Below are 23,670 nucleotides of genomic sequence, written 5' to 3' on the forward strand. Positions count from 1 at the left end.
TAACCGCCCGGCTCAGACCGTCACCCACAGGGTGCGCACGCTGTTGCTGACGAACGACGGGATCGGCTCGTCCGCCCGGCCCGGCGCCGGGGCCAGCCCCGGGAAGCGGGCGAACAGGTGCCGCAGCGCCGTCTCGGCCTCCAGCCGGGCGAGCCCGGAGCCCAGGCAGAAGTGCGGGCCGTGGCCGAAGGACAGGTGCCTGGCGGGCGGCCGGGTGAGGTCGAAGCGGTCCGCGTCCGGGTGGTGCCCGGAGTCCCGACCGGCGGCCGCGTACGAGGCCAGCAGCGCCTCGCCGCGCCGGATCACCACGTCGCCGACGGCGATGTCCTCGCGTGCGTAGCGCAGCGGGAACTGCCCGACCGGGGAGTCGTACCGCAGCGTCTCCTCGACCACCGCCGACCACGGCTGCTCCCCGTCCAGGACGAGCCGCAGCTGGTCCGGGTGGGCGAGCAGGGCGCGGACGGCGTTGGTGATCAGGTTGAGCGTGGTCTCGTGCCCGGCGACCAGCATCAGCAGCAGGGTGCCGACCAGCTCGGCCTCGCTGAGCCGGTCGCCCTCCTCGTGGGCGGCGATCAGGTCGCTGGTCAGGTCGTCGCCCGGCTCGGCCCGCTTGGCCGCCACCACCGAGGCCAGCAGCGCGTTCAGCTCCCGCTGCGCGGCCAGCGCCGCCGCCGGGGTGGCCGAGCTGGAGACCAGGGTGTCGGACAGCCCGTGCAGCTCGTCCTGCTGTTCCGGCGCGAGGCCGAGCAGTTCGCCGATCACCTGCATGGGCAGCGGGTAGGCGAAGTGCCGCCGCAGGTCGAACTCGCCCTCCAGCTCGGCGATCCCGTCCAGCAGCGCGAGTGCCCGGGCCTCGACGGCGGGGGCCAGGTCGGCGGTCCGGCGCGGGGTGAAGGCCTGCGAGACCAGCTGCCGCAGCCGCCGGTGGTCCTCGTCGTCGGCGGTGACCATGCCGGGGACGGTGACGAAGTTGAGCAGCGGCCAGCCCTCCGGCAGCCGCCCCTCCCGGAAGGTGGTCCAGAGCCGGGCGTCCTTGCCGACCCGCGGGTCGGCGAGCAGGGACTGGAGGGCCTCGTGGTGGGTTACCGCCCAGACCACCACCCCGCCAGGGAGTTCCACCAGGACCGCGGGGCCGGCCGCGCGGAGTCGGGCGTTCTCGGTGTGCTGGTCGCGGCCGAAGGGGTCGAGTCTGACGGGCTCGGCGCGGGTTCCGGCGTCGGCGGTGGCGTCCATGCGGGCCTCTCGGGGGCGGGCGGTCGGGGCGGGGTGAAGGCGCTGTAGAGCACCGGGAGGGCGGTCAGGGCCCGCGACCACGGGGACGGCCGCCAGGTCAACTCGCTCGCCGGGACGGCCAGTTGGAGGTCGGGCAGGCGGTGCAGCAGGGTCTCGACGGCGGTCTCGACGATGATCCTGGCCGGGTGCTGGGCCGGGCAGACGTGCCGGCCCGCACCCCAGGCGAGGTGCGCCCGGTTGCCGCCCAACGAGCCCTGGGCGGCGGCCGAGACGCCCTGGGCGGCCGGGTCGGCGTTGGCCGCGGCCAGGCCGAGGACGAGCATGTCGCCGGCGCTGATGTACTGGCCGCCGAGCACGGTGTCGCCGGTGGCCCAGCGGCCGGGGAAGTTCTGGGTCGGCGGGTCGCGCCAGAGCACCTCCTCCAGCGCGTCGGAGACGGTCAGCCGCCCGCCGGTGAGGGTGGCCCGGAAGCGGCGGTCGGTGAGCAGCAGCCGCAGCGTGTTGCCGGTCCAGCAGATGGTGGTCTCGTTCCCGGCGACCATCAGCACCACCAGGTGGTGCACCGCCTCCTCGTTGGTCAGCGCGGCCGGGTGGGCCAGCAGCCAGGAGGTGAGGTCGGCGCTGGGCGCGGACCGCCGGCTCCGCACCAGGTCGACCAGGACGGCCTGGAACTCCCGGTTGGCGCGCACCGACTCGGCGCCGCTGTCGGCGATGTGGCTGATCAGCCGGATGAGGTGCGGGCCGGCGTCGGCGGGCAGGCCGAGCAGTTGGGTGAAGACCAGCAGCGGCAGCCGGCGCGCGTACTGGGCGACGAGGTCGGCGGTGCCGTCCGGGCCCCAGCCGTCGATCAGCCCGTTGGCGGCGGCCTCGGTGGTGCCGCGCAGCTGGTGGTGGTCGATCTGGGCGAGGGTGTCGGAGACGGCGGCGCGCAGCCGCTGGTGCTCCGCACCGTCCAGGTTGAGCAGGGTGGGCCGCCAGGAGGTCATCGGCAGCAGCCGGGAGTCGGCCGCCAGCCGGCCCTCGGCGGGCACCCGCCAGCGGCGCGAGTCCTTGGAGAACAGGGCCTCGTTGCGGGTGAGTTCGAGCAGCTCGGGGTAGCCGAGGACGAGCCAGGCCTCGACCCCGGGCTCCAGCTCGATCGGGGCGACCGGCCCGTAGCGCTCGCGCAGCCGGGCGTACAGGCCGTGCGGGTCCTCGGCGACGGCCTGGCCGTACAGCGGCGTCAGCGGCACGCCCACGGGCAGCCCGCCGGGCAGGCCGCGGCCGTGGGCGACCGGGCACCCGGGAGGGCCGGGCGGTTCGGGTGAGGTCATCCCTGGAGCTCCAGGACCGAGCTGCGGTGCAGGTGGTCCACGAAGTCGATCAGCAGGTCGTACGACTGCCGGCGGTCGCGCGCGTCGCAGTGCAGGATCGGCACCTCGGGCAGCAGGTCCAGCGCCGAGCGCAGCTCCTCCTCCGGGTAGCTCGGGGTGTCCGGGAAGGTGTTGACCGCGACCGCGAACGGGATGCGCTGCTCCTCCAGCCGGCCGAGCACGTCGAAGCTCTCGTCCGGGCGGCGCAGGTCGACCATGGCGATGGCGCCGAGCGCGCCGCGCGACAGGTCCTCCCAGAGCGGCCAGAACCGCTGCTGGCCGGGCGTGCCGAACAGGTACAGCGCGAGCCGGGGGTTGAGCGTGATCCGGCCGAAGTCCAGCGCCACCGTGGTGGTGGTCTTGCCGGGGCGGCCGGTGAGGTCGTCGATGCCGGCGCTGGCGGCGGTCATGGTCTCCTCGGTGCGCAGCGGGGTGATCTCGCTCAGCGAGCCGACCAGGGTGGTCTTGCCGACCCCGAACGGTCCGGTGACCAGGATCTTGACCGCGCCCTGCACCGAGGCGGGCAGGTACTGCGGCCCGGCGGCGGAGCCGGCCGGGTCGGTGGCGCTGGCCGGGCCGACGGCGTCGGTGACGGCGGCCGGGTCGGTGACGGCGGTCGCGTCGTGGACGCCGGGGGCGCCGGGGACGGCTTCAGCGGAGTTGGCGGAGGCCAACGAGCACCTCCTCCAGGAGGGTTGCGGGCAGGCGTTCGGCCTGCGGGACGGGTGGCAGCACCTGGACGGCGCCGAGGTCCCACAGGTCCCCGACCAGCACCTTGACGACACCGAGCGGCAGCCCCAGGTGGGCCGCCACCTCGGCGATGGACAGCAGGCTGTGGCAGAGCGCGAGGATGCGCCGGTGCTCACGGTTGAGCAGTTCGTGCTCGGGCAGGTCCGGTGCCTCGGGTAACGCGCTGACCAGGCTCTCCACGGCCAGCTCGGCGCGGGTGGGGCGGCTGCGCCCACCGGTGATGACGTACGGCCGGACCGGCCCGCTCACCGGTGGCCCCCCGCCGCGTGGTCGACGCGCGGCGGGCTGGTGAGGTGGGTGCCGATCCGTTCGACCAGGACCTGCATCTGGTAGGCGACCAGGCCGGCGTCGACCGCCTCGCCGGCCACCACGGCCAGGTGCGCGCCGGCCCCGGCGGCGACGACGAAGAGGTAGCCGCCGCCGTACTCGATGACGATCTGGCGGGTGGCGCTGCCCGGTCCGCCGAAGCCCGTCGCGACGCCGCGGGCCAGCGACTGCAGTCCGGAGCAGGCGGCGGCGAGCCGTTCGGCGTCGTCGCGCGGGATGTCCGCGCTGCGGCCGATCTCCAGACCGTCGTTGGAGACGACGACGGCGTGCTGGACCTGCGGGACGGCGATGATGTCGGCGAGCAGCCAGCCGAGATCAGGGGTGGTGGTCATGGAACTCTCCGGAGCGCTGGGGAAGTCGGGGGGAAGCGGGAAGGGAAGGGTCGGACTGGGCCCGGGCGGCGGACCGGCCGCTGGCCGTCCCGGCCTGGAACATCGCCATGAACGCCTGTGCGTCCCGCGCCGAGCGGTAGGGCGGCGCGGCCGGCGGTGGGGGAGCGGCGTGCTGGGCGGTACGGCCCGGACGGCCGCGCCGGTGGCTCCGGCGGGGCAGCGGGGGCGGGGTGTCACCGGTGGCGGCGTGGCGGCCGGGGGGCGGGGTCTCCACCAGGGGGTGACCGGCGGGGGAGGCCGGTCGGGGGCCGGGGTTGAACGCCCGGTCGTCCGGCCCGAGGCCGGGGACGGTGGGCGGCAGCGGTTCGGTGAGCAGGGCGTTCGGCAGCAGCAGGACGACGCGAACGCCGCCGTACGGCGAGGGCGCCGAGCTGAGCGTGACCCGGAAGCCGTACTGCTCGGCGAGCCGGCCGACCGCGGCCAGGCCCAGCTGCGGCACCTCGCCCAGCCGGGAGACCTCCAGGGTGCTGCCGCCGGCCAGCGCGGCGGCGGCCTTGGCGACGGCCTGTTCCGGCATGCCGACGCCGCCGTCGTCGATCTCGATGACGGCCCCGTTGTGGACGGGCATCAGGGTGACGAACACCTGGGTGCTGGGCGGGGAGTAGCGGGTGGCGTTGTCCAGCAGCTCGGCGATCGCGTGGATCAGCGCCTCGGCCGCGGCGCCGACCACCGCGGTCTCGGTCCGGCTGCGCACCACCACGCGCTGGAACGGCAGGATGCGCGACTGGGCGCCGCGGACGACGTCCTCCAGGGAGACCGGTTCCGGCCAGTGCCGGCCGGCCCGGGCGCCGCACAGCACGGCCAGGGTCTGGGCCAGCCGGGCCTGTTGGGCGGCCGCGTGGTCGGCCTTGAGCAGGCCCTCCAGCAGCGCCGGGTCGTCGTGGGTGCGTTCCATCTCGTCCAGCAGCGCCTGCTGGTCGTGGGCCATCACCAGGATCCGGCGGGCCACGCTGAGGAACGCCCGCTGGGTGGAGGCGGTGTGCTCCTGCTCCTGCTGGACGGCGGCGAGTTCGGCGCCGCGGCGGGACTGCTCGTCGGCCAGCCGGGCCTGGAGGGCGAGGAGTTCGCCGTGCAGCCGGTCGGCGCGGCGGCGGTGGGTGACGGACACGGCGCGGTACCGCGCGGCGGCCACGAGGGCGAGGACGGCGAGTACGCCGGTTGCCGTTACGGACCACTGAGTCATCGTCACGCCGCGAATTCTAGGGTGATGATCCTACGAAGGTGTGAACGGATCTCGCCAAGTGACCGGATCTCGTCAATATCGAGTCAATTCGGCGTCAATCGGCAGTCGTTCGACCCCGATCTCCCCACCTGACGAGGCGACGCAGCGGCCCTCACGGGCACCGGTGGTGGCCGTCCGGATCGCGCCGGTCGGCCGGATCCCGTCCGGTGATGTGTGGGGCCTGTGCGCACGGTGTCACGGAAGGCGTGCCGTCCGGTGCAGGAGCAGCAGCGCCACGTCGTCCGGCCGGGAGCGCCGCTCGGTCACGTTCAGGGTGAGCAGGTCGGCCAGCCGCTCCAGCGCCGGCGTGGGGCCGATCCGCCCCGGAGACGTCTGCCGTGCCCACAGTTCGAGCCCGCCGAGCATCCGCTGCACCGACTCGTCGTAGTCCTCCTCGCGGTCCTCCACCAGCCCGTCGGTGTACACCAGCAGCGTCTCGCCGACCTCCAGCCGCTCCACCGCCAGCGGGTACGGGCAGTCCGGGTCCACGCCCAGCGGCGGCCCGCCCGGCAGCTCCAGCTCGACGGCCGCGGCCGAGGCGGTGATCCGCACCGGCGCCGGGTGCCCGGCCCGGGCCCCGGTCAGCACGCCGTCGGCCGGGTCCAGGGTCAGGTAGAGGCAGGTCGCGAACAGGTCGGTGTCCAGCTCGGCCAGCAGCCGGCTGGTGCGGGCCAGGGTCGCCGCCGGGTCGTGTCCGTCCGTCGCGTACGCCCGCAGCCCGCTGCGCAACTGGCCCATCACGGCGGTGGCCTCGGCGTTGTGGCCCTGGACGTCGCCGATCACCAGCCCGATCCGGCCGTCCGGCAGCTGCAGCAGGTCGTACCAGTCGCCGCCGATCTGCATGCCCTCGGTGCTCGGCAGGTAGCGGGCGGCGCTGGTGATCCCGGCCAGCCGGGGCAGGGTGCGCGGGAGCATCGCCCGCTGGAGCTCGGAGGCCCGGTGGTGGTGGGTGTCGTACAGCCGGGCCCGCTCCAGGGACTGCGCCAGGATGCCGGCGAAGGCCGAGTACAGGGTGCGGTCCTCCCGGCTGAACGCCCGTTCGGCGGCGAAGGTGATCAGGCACGAGCCGACCTGCTGCCCGGAGGCGACCAGCGGCAGCACCGCCCAGGCCGCCGGGGCGAGCGGGTCGCGCCGGGTGCGGGCCGCCGAGGGCTCGCTGAACAGCGGGGCGGAGCGAGCCAGTGAGTGCTGCATCACGTTCTCGGACAGGTCCGCCAGACGGGTGAGCTCGGTGCGGCGCGGGCCCCCGTACACGGTGTGCGAGACGGGCAGCAGCCGGCCCTCGTCCACCAGGTCCAGCACGATGCCGGCGGCTCCCAGCGCCGGGCGGGCGACGTCGGTCACGGCGGTGGTGACGTCCCGGACGGTCACCGCCCGGGACAGCGCCCGGGTGAGGGTCAGCAGCAGCGCCGTGCGCGCGGCGGAGGGGGAGGCGCGCTCGCCGTCCGGCGGGCGCTCCCGGTGCCCGGCGTCGGCCAGCAGCCCGGCCATCCGCACCGGCCGGCCGTGCACGTCCAGCATCACCTCGCCGGACTCCTCGACCCGGGCGGTCCGGCCGCCGGGCCGCAGCACCCGGTAGCCGATCCGGTAGCGGCCGCCGGCGGCCAGCGCCTCGGCGAGCGCGGCCTGGACGTCCGGCAGGTCCTCGGGGTGGACCAGCCGGTCCAGCTCGGGGGCGGTGCCGTCCGGATCGGCCGGCAGGCCCGCCAGCCGGAACGCCTCCGCGTCCCAGTAGCTCTCCCCGGTGACGAGGTCCCGCTCGAAGGCGCCGTGCCCGGCGGCCCGCACGGCCAGCGACAGCAGCGGGTGGGCCAGCCCGGCGGGGCTGCCGTCCGCCGCCCGCGGGCCGTCGGGTAAGCGGACCCCGTACGGCGCCCGGGTGCCGTGCGGCAGGTGGGCGTCGGCGTGGTCCAGCAGGTGGGCCAGCCGGTGGGCGCAGGCCTCGGCGACGGTCTCCAGGACGTCCAGGTCCCGGCGCGGGACGGTGCCCCGGTGGGCCAGCGCGAGGGCGAGCACGCCGATCGGCCGCTCGTCCACGACCATCGGCAGGGTGACCACGGCGACCATCCCGGTGCCCATGCCGGCGTTCCGGTTCGGGTAGTCGACGCTGGTGTGCTCGGGGCTGAGCAGGTACGGGCGGCGCAGCCGCAGGGCCATCGCGGCGGGCAGCTCACCGGCCGGATCGACCACGCCGTAGCGCTCGTGCGCCCAGTCCGGCAGCCCGTGCGAGGCGGTCAGCCGGAGCATCCCGGCGGAGTCCAGCAGGTAGAGCGCGGAGCCCTCGCCGGTGATCCAGGCCGGGCCCTCCGCCAGGACGGTGCCGAGCAGCTCGGCGGCGCTGGTGCAGCCGAGCAGCAGGCGCACGCAGCGCATCGCACTGCGGGCGGGCGGACTGCCGGCGGGCTCCAGGGGCACTGACCCTTGATACCCCATTTCCCCACCGGGCGACGGCGCCCCGCCCCGCCGCACCGGCCCCGCACGCCCCGCCCCGCCGTCCGCCGGCCCGCACCGCGGACCGGCCGGCCGACCGGACGGGCCGCTACGCGGGCCAGCCGCGCAGGCCGGCGGTGAGGGTGGCGACCAGGCGGTCGTGGGTGGTGGCGAGGTCCTCGGCGAGCTGGAAGGCGCCGGCCGCGGTGAGGGAGGCGAAGCCGTGGGCGACGGAGCGGACGGTGCGGGCGGCGTGGATCGCCTCGGAGCCGTCGAGGCCGTACTCCCGCAGGACGGCGATGATCACGCCGACCAGCCGGGCGCCCGCGCGGGCCAGGTCGTCGTCGGGCTGCGGGGCCTGGGGGAGCGCGTGGTAGCGGTGCGGGTGCTCGGTGGCGTACGCGTGGTAGGCGCGCAGCAGGGCGGCGACGGCGTCGTCCCCGCTGCGCCCGACGGCCGCCTCGGCCAGCCGGTCGGCGAGGTCCCCGGTGACCCGGACGGCGACCAGCCGCCGCAGTTCGGCGAGGCCGCCGCTGACGTGCTTGTAGAGCGAGGGCGTGGCGACCCCGGCCCGGGCGGCGACGGAGGCCAGCGTGAGGGCCTCGGCGCCCTGTTCGTCGATGAGGGCGAGGGCGTGGTCGACGACCTGGTCGGGGGTCAGTCCTACGCGGGGCATGGGTTCGGGCTCTCCGTACGGATGAAGGCGGGCGGGGCGGTGCGGGGGCCGGGGCTCAGCCGAGCCCGGCGAGGAACGGCAGCAGGGCGTCCGCGGTGGCCGCCGGGTTGTCGGCCATCGGGTAGTGCCCGGACCCCTCGATCATCGCCTTCCGGGCGCCGAGTGCGGCGGCCTGCCGGTCGGCGACCAGCTCCGGCTTCGGGAAGTCGGGGTCCCTGTCGCCCATGACCACCAGCGCCGGGCAGCGCACCGCGGCGGTCCAGCCGACCGGGGCCGAGTCGCCGCGGACGTACCCGCGGGTGGCGGCCTTCCGCCCCGGGGTGCGCAGGGCGGCGACCAGTCCGTCCACGTACGCGTCGAAGTCGGCGGGCTTGGCGCCGGGGAAGGCCATCCGGCGCAGGTAGAAGCCCCAGGCGGCCGGCCAGTGGACGAGGGCGGTGCCGAGCAGGGCCAGGGCGCCGCGCATCAGGGCGCCCGGCGGCGGGTTCTCGACGAAGGCGTCGATCAGGACGATCCCGGCGACCCGCTCGGGCGCGTCCGCGGCGGCCCGGACGACGCTCGCCCCGGTGTACGAGTTCCCGGCGAGGACGGCGCGCTCGATGCCGAGGTGGTCCAGCAGGGCGAGCACGTCCCCGGCGACGGCGGCCGGGCCGTAGTCGTCCCAGGCGATCGAGGACTCGCCGAAGCCCCGCAGGTCCATGGTGACGACGCGGTGGCCGGCGGCGACGAGCAGCGGGCGCAGGTGCCGGTACGCGGCCCGGCTGTCGAGCATGCCCGGGAGCAGGACGACGGCGGCGCCGTCGCCCTGCCGGGTGTCGTCGAAGGCGATCCGGCCGCCGGGAACGGTCAGGTACCGGGTGGTCGGGGTGACGGTGCCGTTCATGGGGGTCCTCCTCGGGCCGCCGGTGCGGGCATCGGCGCTACTGTTGATAGCCATCAAGCTAAGGCTAATAGCCTTAGCCGTCAAGTGCTCGGCGGTCCGGTGCGGCGGTCCCGGCCCGGCGGCCCGGGTCCGTCGGGGAGGGCGCGGTCGGGGAGGGCGCGGGGGCGGTCAGACCCCCTCGACCCTGTACGGGTCGTGCTCGCTGAGCAGCTTCTCCAGCCGGGCCTGGTCCACCCGGGTGACCATCTCGTTGGACTCCTGCCGGTCCCGGACCACCTTCGCCAGCGTGAACGCGGAGGTGACGGTGTAGAGGAGGCCGATCCCGAGGAAGGCCCGGGTCCACCCGCCGACCGGCAGGTAGGCGATCCCGGCGGCGAGGGCGATGCCCGACAGGGTGAAGGACAGGACGGCCTGGACGAAGTACGCGGCCGTCGTGCGGGACTGCATCGGTGCGCTCATGGCGTCAGGATGCGGCCGGGGGGCCGGGCCGCACATGAGTAGCCGTACTCAGGTGCGGCCGTGCATGAGGGGCCGTTCGTTGACGTCCGGTCACCTGCCGCCGCGCTGCTCCGAACGGATGGCTTGGAATCAGCGCCTCCTAGGATTAACGTTTGATAACGCAGCGCGGTCGTCAACGCCGTAACCAGACGGCACCGTGCGCCGTCGCCTAATCCCGACGACCGGCCTCCCGGCCGGTCAGGGAGCCGGGGAACCACGTTTCCTGGGGTGAATCGGCGGGGCTCCGGCCCGGCCGTAGGAGACCTTCCTGCTCCGAACCCGTCAGCTAACCCGGTAGGCGCGAAGGAAGGAAAGGAGCGCGCCTCCGTGGCGTCGACGCACACCCCGGCACACCCGGCCGGCCCCGCAGCCGGTACCCGGCTCCTCGACCACCCCGGCCCGGGCGGCCCCGAGGCCCTCGGCCCGGAGGCCTTCGCCGAGGAAGCCGAGGCCAACCGCCACCGGTTGCCGCGTCAGACCCGCGGCGCCTCCCCGCTGCTCGGCGTCACCGCCGTCGCCGCCACCCTGGGCGCCACCGGATTCGCCTCGGCGACCCCGGCCGCCGCCCCCGCGATCGAGGCCCCGGACGAGGCCCCCGTGGCCCTCTCCGCCGACCCGGGCCTGGCCCTCGCCGCCCGCATCCAGCACCAGGCCGACAGCCAGCGCACCGCCGCCGAGGAGACCGCCCGGCTCCAGGCCGCCCAGGAGGCGGAGGCCAAGGCCGCCGCCAAGGAGGCCGAGGCCAAGCGTGCCGCCGAGGAGGCCGAGCGGGCCAAGGCCGCCGCACTCACCCTCCCGGTGACGGACTACCGGCTGTCCGCCCACTACGGCCAGAGCGCCCGCTACTGGGCGCACCTGCACACCGGCCTGGACTTCGCCGCCGACACCGGCACCCCGGTCCTCGCGCTCGGCCAGGGCACCATCACCTCGGCCGGCTGGGCCGGCTCGTACGGCTACCGGATCGTCGAGACCCTGCCCGACGGCACCGAGATCTGGTACTGCCACCTCTCCGCCATCACCAAGGGCTCCGGCAAGGTCGCGGCGGGCCAGCAGATCGGCAAGGTCGGCGCGACCGGCAACGTCACCGGCCCGCACCTGCACATGGAGGTCCGCCCCGGCGGCGGCGCCCCGGTCGACCCGGAGCCCTGGCTCCAGCAGCGCGGCCTCAACCCCTGAGGCAGGAGCCCCCGGGACGGGCACCCGTGAGGCCGGGCCCTCGGGCCCTCGGGCCTTCAGGCCTCAGGACCGACGCCCCGACGCGCCCGCGAAGGCCCCCGGCCCGGAGCACCGGCTCCCGGCCGGGGGCCTTCGCACGGCGCCTCAGTCCCCGGCGGGCAGCTGCGCCAGGTACGCCTCGATCTCCTCCTGCCCCGGCTCCGGCGCCAGCTCGGGGAACTCCGTCACCAGCAGCCGCGGCAGCCCCGGCACCGTCCAGTCGCCGAACAGGTCCAGCGCCGCGTCGGCGGCCGCCTCCTCGAACCGCTCGAAGTCCCCGGCCAGCTCCTCGGGCATCGGCCGGCCCAGCGCGGTCAGCTCGGCCAGGTTGCGGTAGCTGCGCCGCATCAGGCCCTGCTCCAGCAGCCGCCGCGCGCCGTCCGTGGCCATCCCGACCGCCAGCACCCGGCCCGGGCCCCAGCCCTGCTCGTCCGGCTCGTCCAGCCAGCCGGCCGGCACCAGCGCCTCGTACGCGGCCGGTCGCTCCTCCGCCGGGAGCTCCCCGAAGCCGGCCAGCCAGTCCCGCACCGCCGCCGTGTCCGTCACGTCCACCCCGTGGGCGTGCAGCAGCACCGCGTACAGCCGGGGCCAGGTGACCAGGTCGGCGCGGCGCAGCAGCCCGGCGGCGACCTCGCCCTGCCACTCGGCCTCCGCGTGCAGCCGCTCCTGGCGCTTGGCGTTCAGCCGCCGGGCCGCCCGCTGGTGGTCGATCAGCAGCCGGACGGCGTCGCCGTAGGCGAGCGGGTCCTCCTCGGGCGCGGGTTGGACGTACAGGTGGAGCCGCTCGTACAGCAGGTGCTCCACCGCGTCGGAGGTCAGTTCGGGCCAGCCGTCGTGCATCCTGCCCTCGCCCAGCTCCAGCAGCGCCAGCACCGCGCGCAGCGGCCCCTCGGCCACCGGCGCGCGGCCCTGCTCGGCCGCCCAGGCGAGCAGGTCGGCGGCCTTGGTGCGCGGGGCGAGCCGCAGGTCATCGTCGTTCATGGTCCGAACGGTAGTCGCCGGGCGGGGGGTAGGGTCGCCGACCATGGTCCCCGTACGTCTCACCGGCCCGCGACTGGCCCTGCGCGAGTACCACCACACCGAGGAGGAGGTGGACGCGCTGCACGCGCTGTTCGGGGACCGGGAGGTCACCCGCCGCCTGCCCTTCGGCCCCGGCAGCCGGGAGGAGTGCGCCGACCAGCTGGAGCTGTACGTGGAGGAGGCGCTGGCCGAGGAGCGGGACACCTACCGGCTCGCCGTCACCAGGCTCGCCGACGCCGAGGAGCCGGCCGGGGCGAGGCCGGTCGGGCAGGCCTCGCTCACCCTCGAAGGGCACCGCGCCGCCGGGATCGGGTGCGTGCTGGCCCGAGGGGCGTGGGGCCGGGGCTACGCGCGCGAGACCGTCGGCCTGCTCTGCGGCTTCGCCTTCGGCGCGCTGGACCTGCACCGGCTGTCCGCCCGGGTCCGGGTGGACAACACCGCCTCCGTCCGGGTGCTCACCGGCCTGGGCTTCCGGCTGGAGGGGCGGCTGCGGCACGACGGGTTCAAGGACGGCGCGTGGTGGGACTCCTCCCTCTACGGGCTGCTCGCCGACGAGTGGCCGGGCCCGGCCGCCCGCGGGGAGGGGGGTTAACCCCACCCCCGATCCGCCAGGCCTCCGGATCACGCCCGGCCGGCGCGTCCACCAGACTGGACCCCGTCAGCGGGACGAACGAACGCCAGAACGAGGGGCCGGGGGCCGGGAGCATGAGCAGCAGCCGCAGCACGGAGGACCGGGAGTGGGACGTCCTGGGCGGTCACGGGAGCGGCCCGTACCCCGCCCGGGCCCGCCGGACCGAGCGGCGGCCGGCCCTGTGGCGGACGCCGTTCTCGGCGTACTACTACCGCGAGGTCGGCTACGCGCTCAGCGGCCTGCCGGTGGCGATCGCCGGGTTCGCCGTCTCGATCACCATGTTCTGCTTCGGCCTCGGCACCTTCGTCACCGTCCTCGGCCTGCCCGTGCTGGGCGCCCTGACCAGCCTGGCTCGCGGCTTCGGCCGGCTGGAGCGGGCCCGGGTGCGCGGCATGCTGGCCCTGGACGTCCCGGGCCCGGAGCCGGTGCGCCAGGTCCGCCCCGGTACCTGGGGCGCGATCACCGCGCGGCTGGCGGACGCGGCGGGCTGGAAGGCCGTGCTGTACCAGGTGGTGATGTTCCCGTGGGCGGTGCTCAGCTTCGCGGTCACGCTGGTCTTCCTGCTGCTCGGCTGGTCGCTGGCGCTCTACCCCGCGTACCACTGGGTCTTCCGCGCCTACACCCCGTGGAACGGGTACCGGCTGTTCGACTTCCGCGACAGCGACGGCGTCCGGCACGTGTACGAGATCCAGGCGCCCTGGCAGATCGCCGCGCTCTCGCTGGTCGGGCTGGTGCTGGTCTTCCTCACCACCCAGCTGGTCCGCGGCCTGACCAACGTCAACCGGCTCGCCGCCCAGGGCCTGCTCGGGCGCTGAACCGCCGCTGCCCCGGGCCGGTGGCGGGTCGCCCCCGGCGGGCGCCGGTGCTGCGGGCGGTGCGGCGGCGAGCCGGCGCCGGTCAGGGTTTATGTAATAGTCACTCGCCGAGTTGACCCCTATACTCGAATGCATGACCGAACTGACGATGCGGCAGGCCGAGGCGACCGACGCCGACCGGCTCACCGCGCTGATCCAGGCTTCCTCCGCCTACCACGGCGAGTACGCGGCGATGGTCGACGGCTACCGCGTGACGCCCGACTACCTCGCCCGCCACCTGGTCCGGATGGTGGTGGACAGCGCGGACGACCGCCTGCTCGGTTTCTACGGCCTGATCCGCGAACCGGCCGAACTGGACCTGATGTTCGTCGCCGACGAGGCCCAGGGCCTGGGCCTCGGGCGGCAGTTGATCGACGACATGCTCGACCGCGCCCGGGAGGCCGGGATCGTCTCGGTCAAGGTCGTCTCCCACCCGCGCGCCGAGCGCTTCTACCTGCGCGTGGGCGCCGAGCGCGTCGGGACCTTCCCCGCGCAGGGGAGGATCACCTGGGACCGCCCCGAACTGCGCTTCACCGTCTAGGGCGTGTCTGACAATTCTCGCCGGGTGCGCGGCGTCGGGGCACGCACCTCGCCGCGTTGTCGTCGGTCGCCAATGCTCCGCAGTGGCTCCCTCCTCCGCCTTGCGATGCACGCACCCCGACGCCGCGCCCTGGTCCGACGCGAATTGTCAGACACGCCCTAGTCCGCGACCGGCCGGAGGGGCCTACGCGGTGGCCGGGTCCGCGAGGGGGGCCAGCTCTCCCATCGCCTCGCGTTCGATCCGTGCCAGTTCGCCCAGCAGCCGGCCGGCCTGTTCCAGTGGCGCGGCGTCTGCGGACTCCCCGGCCGCGGCGACCAGTGCGGCGACCTCGGTCCAGCCCGCCGCGGCCTGCGCGTACAGGTCGCGGGCGGTCCGCACCCGGGGGTCGCCGAGCAGCTCGGCGCACTCGCCGAGGAAGTCCCGGTAGAGGTTGCGGAACAGCGCGCCGCCCGTCCCGGCCGACTCCATCATCCGCGCGGCCTGCGGCAGTCGGACCTCGGGCCGGTCGGCCCGGGCCCGCCAGCCCGGCACCAGGGCGGCGGCCTTCGCGATGCCGCGGTGGCCGAGGTTGGCGATCGGCGGGTGCAGGAACGCCGCCGCGCAGTGCGCCATCGCCGGGGCCAGCAGGCCCCGCAGGTCCGGGAGTGCGCCGCGCAGGGCGAGCGTGAAGGAGCGGTGGCGGGCGGTCATCGGGCCGCGTTCGGCGCGCGCGGCCGCGAGGGAGGCCAGACCGGTGGTGACCGCCCCGCCCTGGCGGGCGGTGTCCACCAGGTGCGCGTCGTGCGCGTCGTAGCCCACCATCGCCACCACGTGCCCGCCGAAGTGCACCCGGGAGGTGAAGTACTCCAGGTGGTAGCTGTCCAGCTGGAGCCCGACCGGGCGCCCGGCGTCCAGCTCGGCGGCCACGTTCTGCCAGGCCCGGCGGGGCGAGGCGGTCTCCCGGACGTCCAGTTCCAGGCCGAGGCGGGCGGCCAGCGCACGGGTCAGCTCGAACGGTCCGACCCGGCCCCCGAGGAACGGGAAGTCCATCCCCCTGCCGTCCCAGTAGACGAACGACAGCCCGGAGCCGAGCCCGAACAGCATCGGCTCGGACAGGTCCACGCCCTCGTGGCGCAGCAGCACGCCCAGGGCCGTCGTCTCGCAGTGCTCGCCTGTGCGCGCCCGTGTCACGCCGCCTCCCCTGCCTGCTCCCCGACCCGGACGACCAGCCGGGTCGTCCACTCCTCCGCAGGGGCCTGCCCGGGGCCGACCAGGTACGCCTCGCGCACCGGTGCCAGCGGCCGCAGCCCGCGTTCGTGCGCGGCGGCGAGCAACGCGTGGTAGGCGAGCGGCAGTCGGGTGTACGGGCCGTGGTGGACCGTCTCCAGCGTCGGTCCGCCGGGCAGCACCTGCCGGTCCGGGCCGCCCGGCACGGGGCCGGTGTGCGCCGTCGTCTCGGCGCCCACCGCGATCCGCATGCCCTCCGTGGGGTCCAGCGGGAACAGGCCCCACAGCGGGGGCCGCCACGGCGTGCCGTCCAGCGCGGCCAGCAGCCGCCCGACGCACCCGCCGACCCGCTCCGCCAGCTCGCCCGGTCCGGCCACCGCCCGCACCACGGCGAGCCGGCGCTCGGGCTCGCGGCCGGGGGTGATCCCGTACCCGGGCAGCGCGCCGCCATCCGCGAGGCGCTCCAGCAGTTCCAGGCGGGCCCGGTCGCGGGTGATCCGCTCGGCGACCCGGTCGCGTTCGGCGCGCAGCAGGCGGGCCCGCTCGGGACCGGCGCACGCCAGGGCCGCGGCGATCACCGCCAGCGGTACGTCGAGGTCGCGCAGCAGGGCGACGGTGAGCGCGTCACGGGCCTGTCCGGGGGCGTAGTAGCGGTAGCCGGTGGCGGGGTCGACCCGGGCCGGCGGCAGCACGCCGGTGTCGTCGTAGTGGCGCAGCTGCTTGACGCTCAGCCGGCAGAGGCGGGCGAAGCGCCCGATGGTGAGGAGGTCGTCCCTCGGGACGTCGTCTGGGTCTCGCACGTGCCCATCGTGGACCCTCCCCCCGTGGGAGGGTCCATCCCGCGTAGCACTACCGGACGTCGCCGCCGACGCCCGGCCGGGCCGGTGCGGCTGCCGGGGCGGACCGCTCCGGCACTCCCGGCTGGGCCGGGAGGAGGACCGCCGCCGGCAGCCGGGAGAGGATCTTCTCCGCCAGCCAGCTGCGGTCCGACCCGTACGGGATGCCCTGCGGGTCGACCAGCTGCGTCGCCACCGCGTCCCGCAGCCGCTGCTCCCCGGCGGCGGGCAGCCGGGACAGCAGCCCCCGGGCGGCCAGCAGCGCGTGGTACTGCTCGAAGTCCGAGCGCGGGTGCTCGATCGCGTCCAGCACGCTCGGCAGGTCGGCGAGCGCCGGGTCGCCCTGCATCAGCGCGAGCGCCTGGATCCGGCGGCCCTCGGAGCCGTCCGCGAACAGCGCCCGCACCTGGTCGGCGGTCAGCGCCGAACGCCGGGCGGTCGAGCGGACCTCCGCCACCACGCCCTCCGGCCCGGCCGGTGTGCCGGAGGACGGCGGCAGCTGCCCCGCCGGCGCGGCCGGGCGCCCCTCGCTGCCGCCCAGCAGTCCGAGCTGCTGCATCGCGCGCACCCGGAGGTCGTCCGCGCCGACCTTGTCGCCGTGCCGGTCGCGGTCCTGCCCGGCGAGGAAGAGGTCCAGCGCCCGGTCGGTCTCGGTCAGCACCTGCGGCAGTGCCAGCCGGGTCACCAACCAGCCGGCCAGGAAGCCGGAGACCACGAAGTACAGCACGAGCGCCGCCGCGAACGGCGCCGCTTCCGCGCCCCCGCCGAGCGCGGGCGCCAGTGCCGTGCCGAGGTCGTGCAGCCGCTCGCCGAGGGATCCGAGCTGGGTCAGTCCGACGCCCAGCAGCACCTTGGTCAGCCAGTCCGAGACCTGCTCCAGGTTGGTGTTCGGCGCGTAGGAGCCCTGCGGCTCACCGGCGCCGGCGCCGCCGCGGACCCGGGGAACCCCGAACAGGAAGCCCAGCCCGCCGCCCAGGACCGCCGAGGCCCCGGCGACCACCAGCCCGCCGCCGAGCGCCTGCCAGGCGTGCTCCCGGCCGAGCGAGAACAGCAGCAGCCCGAGCAGCCCCGTCCCGGCCAGCGCCCCCGCGGCGCCCCACCGCGCCGTCCGCAGTGCCGCCGCCTTGCCCCGTCGCGCCCCCGCCATCGTCCAACCCCCGTGCCCGCGCCGCTCCGCTCCGGAATCCGCGCCGACTCTAGCGCCGCGTCCGGGCCGCGGAAACGCAGACGACCCGCGGGCTGCTCCTCCGCGCCGGCCCGTGCACTGGCCAGGCGCCGAGGCACCGGGGATGTACCGGTGAGCCCGCGGGCCGGGTGACTGCTGTGGATTTCGCCTGCCGGAGGCCTCTCGGGCCCCACCCTGCGCAGGCAGGGGCGGCTCTAGCGAGCAGCCACCTCACGCATCCTGATGGAACTCAACTCAGGATCACCTCCCTTCAGTGTGCTTGCCAGCCTAGGCAGCGCACCGGCCGGAGGCAACGGATTTATTCGCGGGCCTCCGCGCCCGGACATGCGAGAGGGCCCGGAGGAAAAATCCTCCGGGCCCTCTCGGCTACTGAGTAGCGGGGACAGGATTTGAACCTGCGACCTCTGGGTTATGAGCCCAGCGAGCTACCGAGCTGCTCCACCCCGCGTCGGTGAACACCACGATACGGGGAAGTCGCCGAGAAGGGAAATCGCTTCCCCGGGGCACCCCGGTCCCCAGGGGCACCCCGGGCCTCAGGAGCACCCCGCGCTCCGGGAGCGGCCCGGCTCAGGGCAGCCGCGCGGCAGCCCGTCGGCCGGGCGCCGCGTGCCGGGCCGCGTGGCGGGCGGCGCGGCACCTCGCCCAGGCCGCGAAGCAGACCAGCGCGGCGAAGCAGGGCACCATCAGCGCCCCGTACACCACCAGGAAGCCGTCCGTGCCGAGGTCGGCGGCGGCGTTCCAGGTGCCGTGCAGGGCCATCGCCAGCAGCAGCCCGACCGGCACCGCCAGCCGGGCCAGCCAGCGCCGCCCGGTGGTGAGGGCGAGGGCCAGGCCGATCCCGGTGAGCGCGGTGAACAGCGGGTGGGCGAAGGGGGAGAGCAGGGCGCGCAGCACGAAGGTCTGCACGGTGCTGTCGAAGTCGCGCAGGCTGGGCGGGTCGCCGAGGCCGATGCTGTCCAGCCGCTGCCGCTGGTCGCTGGTGAAGGCCCGGCCCAGGTAGAGGGCGTTCTCGGTGAACGCGAAGCCGCAGGCGGTCATCCCGCCGAGCACCACCCCGGCGGCCAGGGTGCGCGGCCGGGAGCGGCGGTGCGGCGCCCCGGCGGCCGGGGCCGGGCGCAGGTAGGGCAGCGGCCGCAGGTACGGGCGCAGCCGGCCGCGGGCGTGCGGCCCGGCGGGGTGGCGCGGGTACGGGCGGGGGCGGCGGGGCGCGGGCAGCCGGCGCAGCAGCGGCGCGCAGGGGCGGCCGGCGCGCCGGCCGTGGCAGCGCAGCCGTCGGCCGAGCGGGAGCAGGAGCACCAGCAGGGCGGTGGCCTTGGCGCTCTCCTCGATCACCGGGGTGGCGATCCCGGCGCCGAGCAGCTCGCCGAACGGGCCCCGGTGCCGGGTCAGGTAGCTGGCCGTCCAGTTGTTGGCCAGGATGGCGACGGTGGTGGCCGCGCAGGCGCCCCAGGCGAGGCAGAACACGGTGTGCCGCAGGGGCACCCGGGCGGTCAGGTTCAGCCAGGCCAGGCCGCCGAGCACGAACGGCAGCGGCACCATCGCGAGGCCCAGGCCGACCAGCAGTCCCACGGTGCCGGTCTGCCGCTGGACGAGGTGCAGGATCAGCACCCCGCAGCCGAGCAGGGTCAGCACGGCGACCGCGGTGGCCGAGGAGATCGCCACCGGGCGGCCGCGGACCGGCGGGGCCCCGGGGGCGGCGGGCGTCCCGGCCGGGCCGGGGGCGAGGGCGGGCGGCCCGGTCGGCGCCGACGCGGCACCGGTGCCCGACCGGGGCAGCAGGCGGCGGGCCCGGCGCCTCCGGGGCCCCGGGATGGTCCGGGTGCCACCGGTGCTCGGGGCCGTCTCCGGTGCGTCGGCGGCGGCCCGGACCGTCGTCCGAGCGGGCGTCCCGGACCCGCCGCCGGACGGGCTGCCCATGCGGCACAGGGTAGGCCACGGCGGCGGCCCGCCGGGCGGACTCGGGAGGACCGGTCCGGCCCGAACGGCCGTGCCGGGGGCGCCCGTTCGAACGGCGCCGAGAGGTCAGCGGCGGCGGAACAGCAGGTCGTGGACGACGTGGCCCTTGGCGATCCCGGCCCGTTCGAACTTGGTGACCGGGCGCCACTGCGGCCGCGGGGCGTAGCCCGGAACGCTGCCGTCCGGGTGGTCCGCCGGCTCCAGCCAGCCCGTCCCGTCGCCCTCGGGGTGCAGGTTCTCCAGCTCCGGCGAGGCGGACAGCACGGCCAGCATCTGCTCGGCGTACGGCTCCCAGTCGGTGGCGCAGTGCACCAGGGCGCCGGGGGCGAGCCGGGGCAGCACCAGGTCGAGGAAGGAGGGCTGGACCAGCCGGCGCTTGTGGTGCTTCGGCTTGGGCCACGGGTCGGCGAAGTAGACCCGCAGGCCGGCCAGCGAGGCGTCCGGGAGCATGTCGCGCAGCAGGATCACCGCGTCGCCGGCGGCCGTCCGGACGTTGCGGGAGCCGTCGCGCTCCAGCAGGCCGATCAGGTTGCCGTGGCCGGGGGTGTGCACGTCGGCGGCGAGGATGCCCATGGCCGGGTCGGCGGCGGCCATCGCGGCGGTGGTCTCGCCCATGCCGAAGCCGATCTCCAGGGTCACCGGCAGGCCGTCGAACAGCTCCCGGAGGTCCAGCGGGGTGCCGTCGATGGGGATGCCGTACGTCTCCCAGCTCCGGTCCAGGGCGCTCGCCTGGGCGTTGGTCATCCGGCCCCGGCGCGGCTGGAAGCTGCGGATGCGACGCTCGCGGTGCTGGGCCTCGGTGGCCTTGTGCGGGTACATCGGCGCGGGGTAGGCGGCCGGCGCGGCGGACAGCCGGGCGGACGGCGAGGGCTGGGGGATCGGGGCGGTGGCAGTCACAATCACCCGAGTCTACGGGGCTGTCGGGGCACTGCGGCGGGGCCTGTGACCGGGCTCATCCGCCGCTCCCACCGCCTCCGGCGCCACCGGTCCGTCCGCGGCCCGCGGCGCCCGGCTCAGCCCCCGGCGTCCAGCGCGGCCAGCGCCCGGCGGGCCACCTCCCGTCCGATCGGCAGCGAGGCGGTGGCGGCGGGCGAGGGCGCGTTCAGCACGTGCACCACGCGGCGCGGGGAGCGCGGGTCGTCCGGGTCGAACCCGGCGAAGGCGAAGTCGTCCAGCAGCGAGCCGTCCCGGGCCACCGCCTGGGCCCGGACCCCGGCGGCGGCCGGCACCAGGTCCTCCGGGGCGACGGCGGGCAGCAGCCGCCGGACGGCCGCGGTGAACGCCCGCTTGGACAGCGAGCGGTGCAGTTCGCCCAGCCCGTACCGCCAGTGCCGGCGGGCGATCCGCCAGGTGCCGGGGAAGGCCAGGACCTCGGCGAGGTCGCGCGGGTGGACGGTGCCCCGGCGGTAGCCCTCGCGGGCGAGCGCCGGCACCGCGTTCGGGCCGACGTGGACGTCCCCGTGGACGCCCCGGGTGAGGTGCACGCCGAGGAAGGGGAAGGCCGGGTCGGGCACCGGGTAGACCAGGCCGCGCACCAGGCCCCGGCGCCGCTCGGTCAGCTCGTAGTACTCGCCGCGGAAGGGCAGGACCCGCACCCCGGTGTCGTCCCCGGCCAGCCGGGCGATCCGGTCGCCGTGCAGCCCGGCGCAGTTCACCAGCACCCGGCAGCGCAGCTCGCCGGCCGGGGTCCGCAGCGTCACCCCGTCGCGGCGCCGGGCCACGGCCAGCACCTCGCTCCCGGGCCGCAGTTCGGCGCCCGCCTCGCGGGCCAGCCGGGCGTACGCGGTGGCCACCGCCGGGAAGTCGCAGATCCCGGTGGTGGCGACGTGGAGTCCGGCGATCCCGGCCACCTCCGGCTCGTGGCGGGCGATCCCGGCCCGGTCCAGCTCGGTGACCGGGATGCCGTTGGCGCGCCCGCGCCCGGCCAGCGCCGCCAGCCGGTCCAGCTCGGCCTCGTCGGTGGCCACGATCAGCTTGCCGGTCACCTCGTGCGGGATGCCGTGCTCGCGGCAGAACGCGACCAGCTCGGCGGCGCCCGCGACGGCGAACCGGGCCTTGTACGAGCCGGGGCGGTAGTAGACGCCGCTGTGGATCACCCCGCTGTTGCGCCCGGTCTGGTGCGCCGCGAAACCGGGCTCCTTCTCCAGCACCGCGATCCGCAGCCCCGGCCGTGCCCGGGTCAGCGCGTACGCCGTGGCCAGCCCGACGATCCCGCCGCCCACCACCGCCACGTCGACCTGGTCCGCCACCGCGCGCTCCTCACGGTCCGCCTGCCCCGACGCGGCCGATGCTGCCACGGCGGGGCGGGCGGGTCGAGGGTGCGCGGGGCGCCGCGGGCCGATCCTGCTCGCGCGCCCGCCGACGCGCCCGCGCGGGGACGGGGCGCGCCGCTCACGCTGCTCGCGCGCTCACGCCGGGGCGACGATCACCGCCCGCGCCCGCTCGGTCAACTCCCGTACCCGGCGTTCACCCTGGAAGGGCTCCAGCCGCCGCAGCATCTCCACCACGTACTCCCGGCTGCGCTGCGAGGAGATCCGGCCGGCCACCTCGACGGCGCGTTCGCCGGCGGCGACCGCGGCGTCCAGGTTGCCCGCCTCCGCCTCGGCCATCGCCGAGACCACCAGCCGCAGGCCGTGCGAGCGGACGAAGCCCTCGGTGGGCGTGGCCAGCGCCTCGCGGGTGAACTGCCGGACCTTGGAGGGCACCCCGAGGTCCCGGAAGCACTCGGCGGCGTCGGCGGCGAGCCGGTCGTAGGCGTAGAAGTCGATCCACGCCGGATCGGGATCCCCGGCGCGCGCCCGTTCGAGCGCGCTCTCCGCGGCGCCGAGCGCCGTCGCGCACGCCGCCGCGTTGCGGGCCTTGGCCTGGGCCCGGGCCTCCACCAGGTGGAAGAAGCTCATGGTCCGGGCGGTGGCCAGGCCCCGGTTGCGCTCCAGGGCGGCCTGGGCGAGGTCGACCGCCTCCTCGGCGAAGCCCCGGTAGCCCGCCTGGAGGCTCATCGAGGCCAGCACGTAGCCGCCGAGCGGCACGTCGGCGGCGGCCCGGGCGAGCCGCAGCGCCTGGATGTAGTAGCGCTGGGCGGCCTCGTGCTGCCCGGTGTCGAAGGCCATCCAGCCGGCCAGCCTGGTCAGTTCGGCGGTCGCGCCGAACAGCGCCCGGCCGACCGCGTCGCTGTACGAGGCGAGCAGCAGCGGCGCCGCCTCCACCCGCAGGCACTCCGGCACCATCGACGAACGCCAGTCCCCGCCGCCGTACTTGGAGTCCCAGCGGCGGGCCTCCTGGGCGGCCTCGCGGAGCTTGGCGGCGTCCGAGTGGCCGACCCGGTAGGAGGAGGTGTCGGTGGGGGAGCGCGGCACCTCGCGCGCCACCGAGCCGTCCGCCGGGGTGATCAGCCAGCGGGAGACGGGCGTCGCGTAGGCGGCGACGGAGAAGGTGCCGGCCAGGCTGTCGCTCCAGCGGCCGCCGCCGGGGCCCCGGCGCAGGTCGAGGTCGACCCGCCACAGGTCGGTCGCGGAGCGGACCGCGTCGGCGACCTCGCGCGGGAAGGCCAGGCCGAGCTCGGGCGCCGGATCGGTGTCGCCGAGGCCGATCTCCTCCAGCGGGACGGGCCGGCCGAGCTTGCCGCCGATCGCGGTGGCGATCAGGTGCGGGACGGGCCCCTGCGGCACCATGCCCTTGCTGACCCAGCGGGCGACCGAGGTCTTGTCGTACCGCAGGGTCAGGCCGCGCTGGGCGCCGAGGTCGTTGACCCGGCGGGCCAGTCCGGCGTTGCTGATCTGGGCGAGGGTCAGGAGCGTGCCGAGCCGTTCGTTCGGTCCACGTGGGCTGACGGTCATGGTGGCGGCGGCACCTCCTGCGGCCTTGTGCGCGGGGCCCGGGCGGCACCGGGCCGTAGCTGCTGTACCTAGCGTAGTCGGACGCGTTCCGACGGTTAAGAGGTCGCATTCCGGATGGCGGGATCGTGCACTCGGCGGTGTCGCACCGGAGTTGGTCCGGACCACTCGGATCCGGCCGACCGCGCCGCGCGCCGGAGCGTCGTGCTCCGGTCCCGTGTTCACGTGCGCCCGGCCGTGCCCCCTGGCCCGACCGGCTGGTCGGCGATTCGCTGGTGGTCGTGGGTCGGCCTGCCGTCGAGGACCGGGCGGGCCGGGGGATGCCGCCGCCTCAATCCCCGCGGGCGGCGGTGGAGTCCGGGAGGGCGTGCGGATGCCCTCCCGGGCCGGGCGACGCCTTTCGGCCATCTCGCGATGCCCATGCCAAGGCGTTCGCCGGCGGTCCGGGCCGGGGAGGGGGAGGCCCGGCCCGCCCGCTCCCCCCGGGGGCGGCGGCAGGACCGAACTCCCCTCCGGCAAGCGGAACTTGTCGGACCGCAGCAGCCGGGTGCCGCAGGACGCCCCGGCCCGGAGGGCGGGGCCCGGAGCCCGCGCAGAGCGGCCCGCCCGGCCGCCGCGGCCGTCGAACG

Annotated in this window: 22 protein-coding genes, 1 tRNA gene and 1 riboswitch; of the genes, 4 read left to right on the forward strand and 19 right to left on the reverse strand. The window is 76.2% G+C overall.

The window, feature by feature from the left end; all coding sequences use genetic code 11:
• Positions 1-12: 12 nt before the first annotated feature.
• From ACH5AR_RS09115 to ACH5AR_RS09160, 10 genes are all read right to left on the reverse strand, one after another.
• Positions 13-1,098, reverse strand: a complete 1,086-nt coding sequence (locus ACH5AR_RS09115) for a cytochrome P450 (protein WP_396300700.1) — start codon at positions 1,096-1,098, stop codon at positions 13-15.
• Positions 1,083-2,546, reverse strand: coding sequence for a cytochrome P450 (locus tag ACH5AR_RS09120; protein ID WP_396300701.1), 1,464 nt, complete (start codon positions 2,544-2,546; stop codon positions 1,083-1,085). The genes ACH5AR_RS09115 and ACH5AR_RS09120 overlap by 16 nt, the downstream gene beginning before the upstream one ends.
• On the reverse strand, positions 2,543-3,112 hold the full coding sequence (locus tag ACH5AR_RS09125) for a GTP-binding protein (RefSeq protein WP_396300737.1): 570 nt from the start codon (positions 3,110-3,112) through the stop codon (positions 2,543-2,545). The genes ACH5AR_RS09120 and ACH5AR_RS09125 overlap by 4 nt, the downstream gene beginning before the upstream one ends.
• Positions 3,113-3,236: 124 nt before the next feature.
• On the reverse strand, positions 3,237-3,584 hold the full coding sequence (locus tag ACH5AR_RS09130) for a DUF742 domain-containing protein (RefSeq protein WP_387759103.1): 348 nt from the start codon (positions 3,582-3,584) through the stop codon (positions 3,237-3,239).
• A complete protein-coding gene (locus ACH5AR_RS09135) occupies positions 3,581-3,994 on the reverse strand; it encodes a roadblock/LC7 domain-containing protein (protein WP_396300702.1) in 414 nt (137 codons plus the stop codon). The genes ACH5AR_RS09130 and ACH5AR_RS09135 overlap by 4 nt, the downstream gene beginning before the upstream one ends.
• Positions 3,978-5,237: a sensor histidine kinase gene (locus ACH5AR_RS09140; protein WP_396300738.1), complete on the reverse strand. Its 1,260-nt coding sequence runs from the start codon at positions 5,235-5,237 to the stop codon at positions 3,978-3,980. Before ACH5AR_RS09140 ends, ACH5AR_RS09135 begins: the two co-directional genes overlap by 17 nt.
• Before the next feature lie 234 nt (positions 5,238-5,471).
• Positions 5,472-7,691: a SpoIIE family protein phosphatase gene (locus ACH5AR_RS09145; RefSeq protein WP_396300703.1), complete on the reverse strand. Its 2,220-nt coding sequence runs from the start codon at positions 7,689-7,691 to the stop codon at positions 5,472-5,474.
• 124 nt (positions 7,692-7,815) lie between these two features.
• Positions 7,816-8,382, reverse strand: a complete 567-nt coding sequence (locus tag ACH5AR_RS09150) for a TetR/AcrR family transcriptional regulator (RefSeq protein WP_396300704.1) — start codon at positions 8,380-8,382, stop codon at positions 7,816-7,818.
• A 55-nt stretch (positions 8,383-8,437) separates the two neighbouring features.
• Positions 8,438-9,265 carry an alpha/beta fold hydrolase gene (locus ACH5AR_RS09155; RefSeq protein WP_396300705.1) on the reverse strand — a complete coding sequence of 276 codons (828 nt, stop codon included), beginning with the start codon at positions 9,263-9,265 and terminating at the stop codon, positions 8,438-8,440.
• A gap of 168 nt (positions 9,266-9,433) precedes the next feature.
• The gene (locus ACH5AR_RS09160; protein WP_396300706.1) at positions 9,434-9,724 is read right to left on the reverse strand and encodes a YiaA/YiaB family inner membrane protein; all 291 of its coding nucleotides are present in this window, start codon (positions 9,722-9,724) and stop codon (positions 9,434-9,436) included.
• Between the two features lie 195 nt (positions 9,725-9,919).
• A riboswitch (cyclic di-AMP (ydaO/yuaA leader) is annotated at positions 9,920-10,078 on the forward strand.
• A 12-nt stretch (positions 10,079-10,090) separates the two neighbouring features.
• Between ACH5AR_RS09160 and ACH5AR_RS09165 the strand changes: the two genes are divergently transcribed.
• A complete protein-coding gene (locus tag ACH5AR_RS09165; protein WP_396300707.1) occupies positions 10,091-10,939 on the forward strand; it encodes a M23 family metallopeptidase in 849 nt (282 codons plus the stop codon).
• Between the two features lie 144 nt (positions 10,940-11,083).
• On the opposite strand, the gene ACH5AR_RS09170 is transcribed toward ACH5AR_RS09165, so the two are convergent.
• On the reverse strand, positions 11,084-11,959 hold the full coding sequence (locus ACH5AR_RS09170; protein ID WP_396300708.1) for a hypothetical protein: 876 nt from the start codon (positions 11,957-11,959) through the stop codon (positions 11,084-11,086).
• A 43-nt stretch (positions 11,960-12,002) separates the two neighbouring features.
• Between ACH5AR_RS09170 and ACH5AR_RS09175 the strand changes: the two genes are divergently transcribed.
• The 3 genes from ACH5AR_RS09175 (at position 12,003) to ACH5AR_RS09185 (ending at position 14,024) form a co-directional block, all read left to right on the forward strand.
• The gene (locus ACH5AR_RS09175; protein WP_396300709.1) at positions 12,003-12,590 is read left to right on the forward strand and encodes a GNAT family N-acetyltransferase; all 588 of its coding nucleotides are present in this window, start codon (positions 12,003-12,005) and stop codon (positions 12,588-12,590) included.
• Between the two features lie 113 nt (positions 12,591-12,703).
• A complete protein-coding gene (locus ACH5AR_RS09180) occupies positions 12,704-13,444 on the forward strand; it encodes a sensor domain-containing protein (protein WP_396300710.1) in 741 nt (246 codons plus the stop codon).
• 133 nt (positions 13,445-13,577) lie between these two features.
• On the forward strand, positions 13,578-14,024 hold the full coding sequence (locus tag ACH5AR_RS09185; protein WP_396300711.1) for a GNAT family N-acetyltransferase: 447 nt from the start codon (positions 13,578-13,580) through the stop codon (positions 14,022-14,024).
• Between the two features lie 183 nt (positions 14,025-14,207).
• On the opposite strand, the gene ACH5AR_RS09190 is transcribed toward ACH5AR_RS09185, so the two are convergent.
• The 8 genes from ACH5AR_RS09190 to ACH5AR_RS09225 form a co-directional block, all read right to left on the reverse strand.
• Complete coding sequence (locus ACH5AR_RS09190; RefSeq protein WP_396300712.1) at positions 14,208-15,194, reverse strand: BtrH N-terminal domain-containing protein; 987 nt, start codon at positions 15,192-15,194, stop codon at positions 14,208-14,210.
• Positions 15,191-16,030 (reverse strand): MerR family DNA-binding transcriptional regulator, encoded by an 840-nt coding sequence (locus tag ACH5AR_RS09195; protein WP_396300713.1) that lies wholly within the window; start codon positions 16,028-16,030, stop codon positions 15,191-15,193. Before ACH5AR_RS09195 ends, ACH5AR_RS09190 begins: the two co-directional genes overlap by 4 nt.
• Before the next feature lie 49 nt (positions 16,031-16,079).
• Positions 16,080-17,213, reverse strand: a complete 1,134-nt coding sequence (locus ACH5AR_RS09200) for a hypothetical protein (RefSeq protein WP_396300714.1) — start codon at positions 17,211-17,213, stop codon at positions 16,080-16,082.
• 413 nt (positions 17,214-17,626) lie between these two features.
• Positions 17,627-17,700, reverse strand: a tRNA-Met gene (locus ACH5AR_RS09205).
• A 119-nt stretch (positions 17,701-17,819) separates the two neighbouring features.
• The gene (locus ACH5AR_RS09210) at positions 17,820-19,169 is read right to left on the reverse strand and encodes a PrsW family glutamic-type intramembrane protease (RefSeq protein ID WP_396300715.1); all 1,350 of its coding nucleotides are present in this window, start codon (positions 19,167-19,169) and stop codon (positions 17,820-17,822) included.
• 105 nt (positions 19,170-19,274) lie between these two features.
• Positions 19,275-20,105 (reverse strand): tRNA (guanosine(46)-N7)-methyltransferase TrmB, encoded by an 831-nt coding sequence (gene trmB / locus ACH5AR_RS09215; protein WP_396300716.1) that lies wholly within the window; start codon positions 20,103-20,105, stop codon positions 19,275-19,277.
• A gap of 116 nt (positions 20,106-20,221) precedes the next feature.
• Positions 20,222-21,457, reverse strand: coding sequence for an L-2-hydroxyglutarate oxidase (lhgO, locus tag ACH5AR_RS09220; protein WP_396300717.1), 1,236 nt, complete (start codon positions 21,455-21,457; stop codon positions 20,222-20,224).
• Between the two features lie 159 nt (positions 21,458-21,616).
• The gene (locus ACH5AR_RS09225) at positions 21,617-23,044 is read right to left on the reverse strand and encodes a hypothetical protein (RefSeq protein WP_049658584.1); all 1,428 of its coding nucleotides are present in this window, start codon (positions 23,042-23,044) and stop codon (positions 21,617-21,619) included.
• Positions 23,045-23,670 lie beyond the last annotated feature (626 nt).

The sequence above is a fragment of the Kitasatospora sp. NPDC018619 genome (assembly GCF_044391605.1).
Lineage (GTDB): Bacteria > Actinomycetota > Actinomycetes > Streptomycetales > Streptomycetaceae > Kitasatospora.

Coding starts and splice junctions, on each gene's coding strand:
- ACH5AR_RS09135 (WP_396300702.1), bottom strand. CDS start 3,994: ATGACCACCACCCCTGATCTCGGCTGGCTGCTCGCCGACATCATCGCC.
- ACH5AR_RS09180 (WP_396300710.1), top strand. CDS start 12,704: ATGAGCAGCAGCCGCAGCACGGAGGACCGGGAGTGGGACGTCCTGGGC.
- ACH5AR_RS09160 (WP_396300706.1), bottom strand. CDS start 9,724: ATGAGCGCACCGATGCAGTCCCGCACGACGGCCGCGTACTTCGTCCAG.
- ACH5AR_RS09200 (WP_396300714.1), bottom strand. CDS start 17,213: ATGGCGGGGGCGCGACGGGGCAAGGCGGCGGCACTGCGGACGGCGCGG.
- ACH5AR_RS09170 (WP_396300708.1), bottom strand. CDS start 11,959: ATGAACGACGATGACCTGCGGCTCGCCCCGCGCACCAAGGCCGCCGAC.
- ACH5AR_RS09155 (WP_396300705.1), bottom strand. CDS start 9,265: ATGAACGGCACCGTCACCCCGACCACCCGGTACCTGACCGTTCCCGGC.
- ACH5AR_RS09150 (WP_396300704.1), bottom strand. CDS start 8,382: ATGCCCCGCGTAGGACTGACCCCCGACCAGGTCGTCGACCACGCCCTC.
- ACH5AR_RS09140 (WP_396300738.1), bottom strand. CDS start 5,237: ATGACTCAGTGGTCCGTAACGGCAACCGGCGTACTCGCCGTCCTCGCC.
- ACH5AR_RS09120 (WP_396300701.1), bottom strand. CDS start 2,546: ATGACCTCACCCGAACCGCCCGGCCCTCCCGGGTGCCCGGTCGCCCAC.
- ACH5AR_RS09210 (WP_396300715.1), bottom strand. CDS start 19,169: ATGGGCAGCCCGTCCGGCGGCGGGTCCGGGACGCCCGCTCGGACGACG.
- ACH5AR_RS09175 (WP_396300709.1), top strand. CDS start 12,003: ATGGTCCCCGTACGTCTCACCGGCCCGCGACTGGCCCTGCGCGAGTAC.
- ACH5AR_RS09225 (WP_049658584.1), bottom strand. CDS start 23,044: ATGACCGTCAGCCCACGTGGACCGAACGAACGGCTCGGCACGCTCCTG.
- ACH5AR_RS09185 (WP_396300711.1), top strand. CDS start 13,578: ATGACCGAACTGACGATGCGGCAGGCCGAGGCGACCGACGCCGACCGG.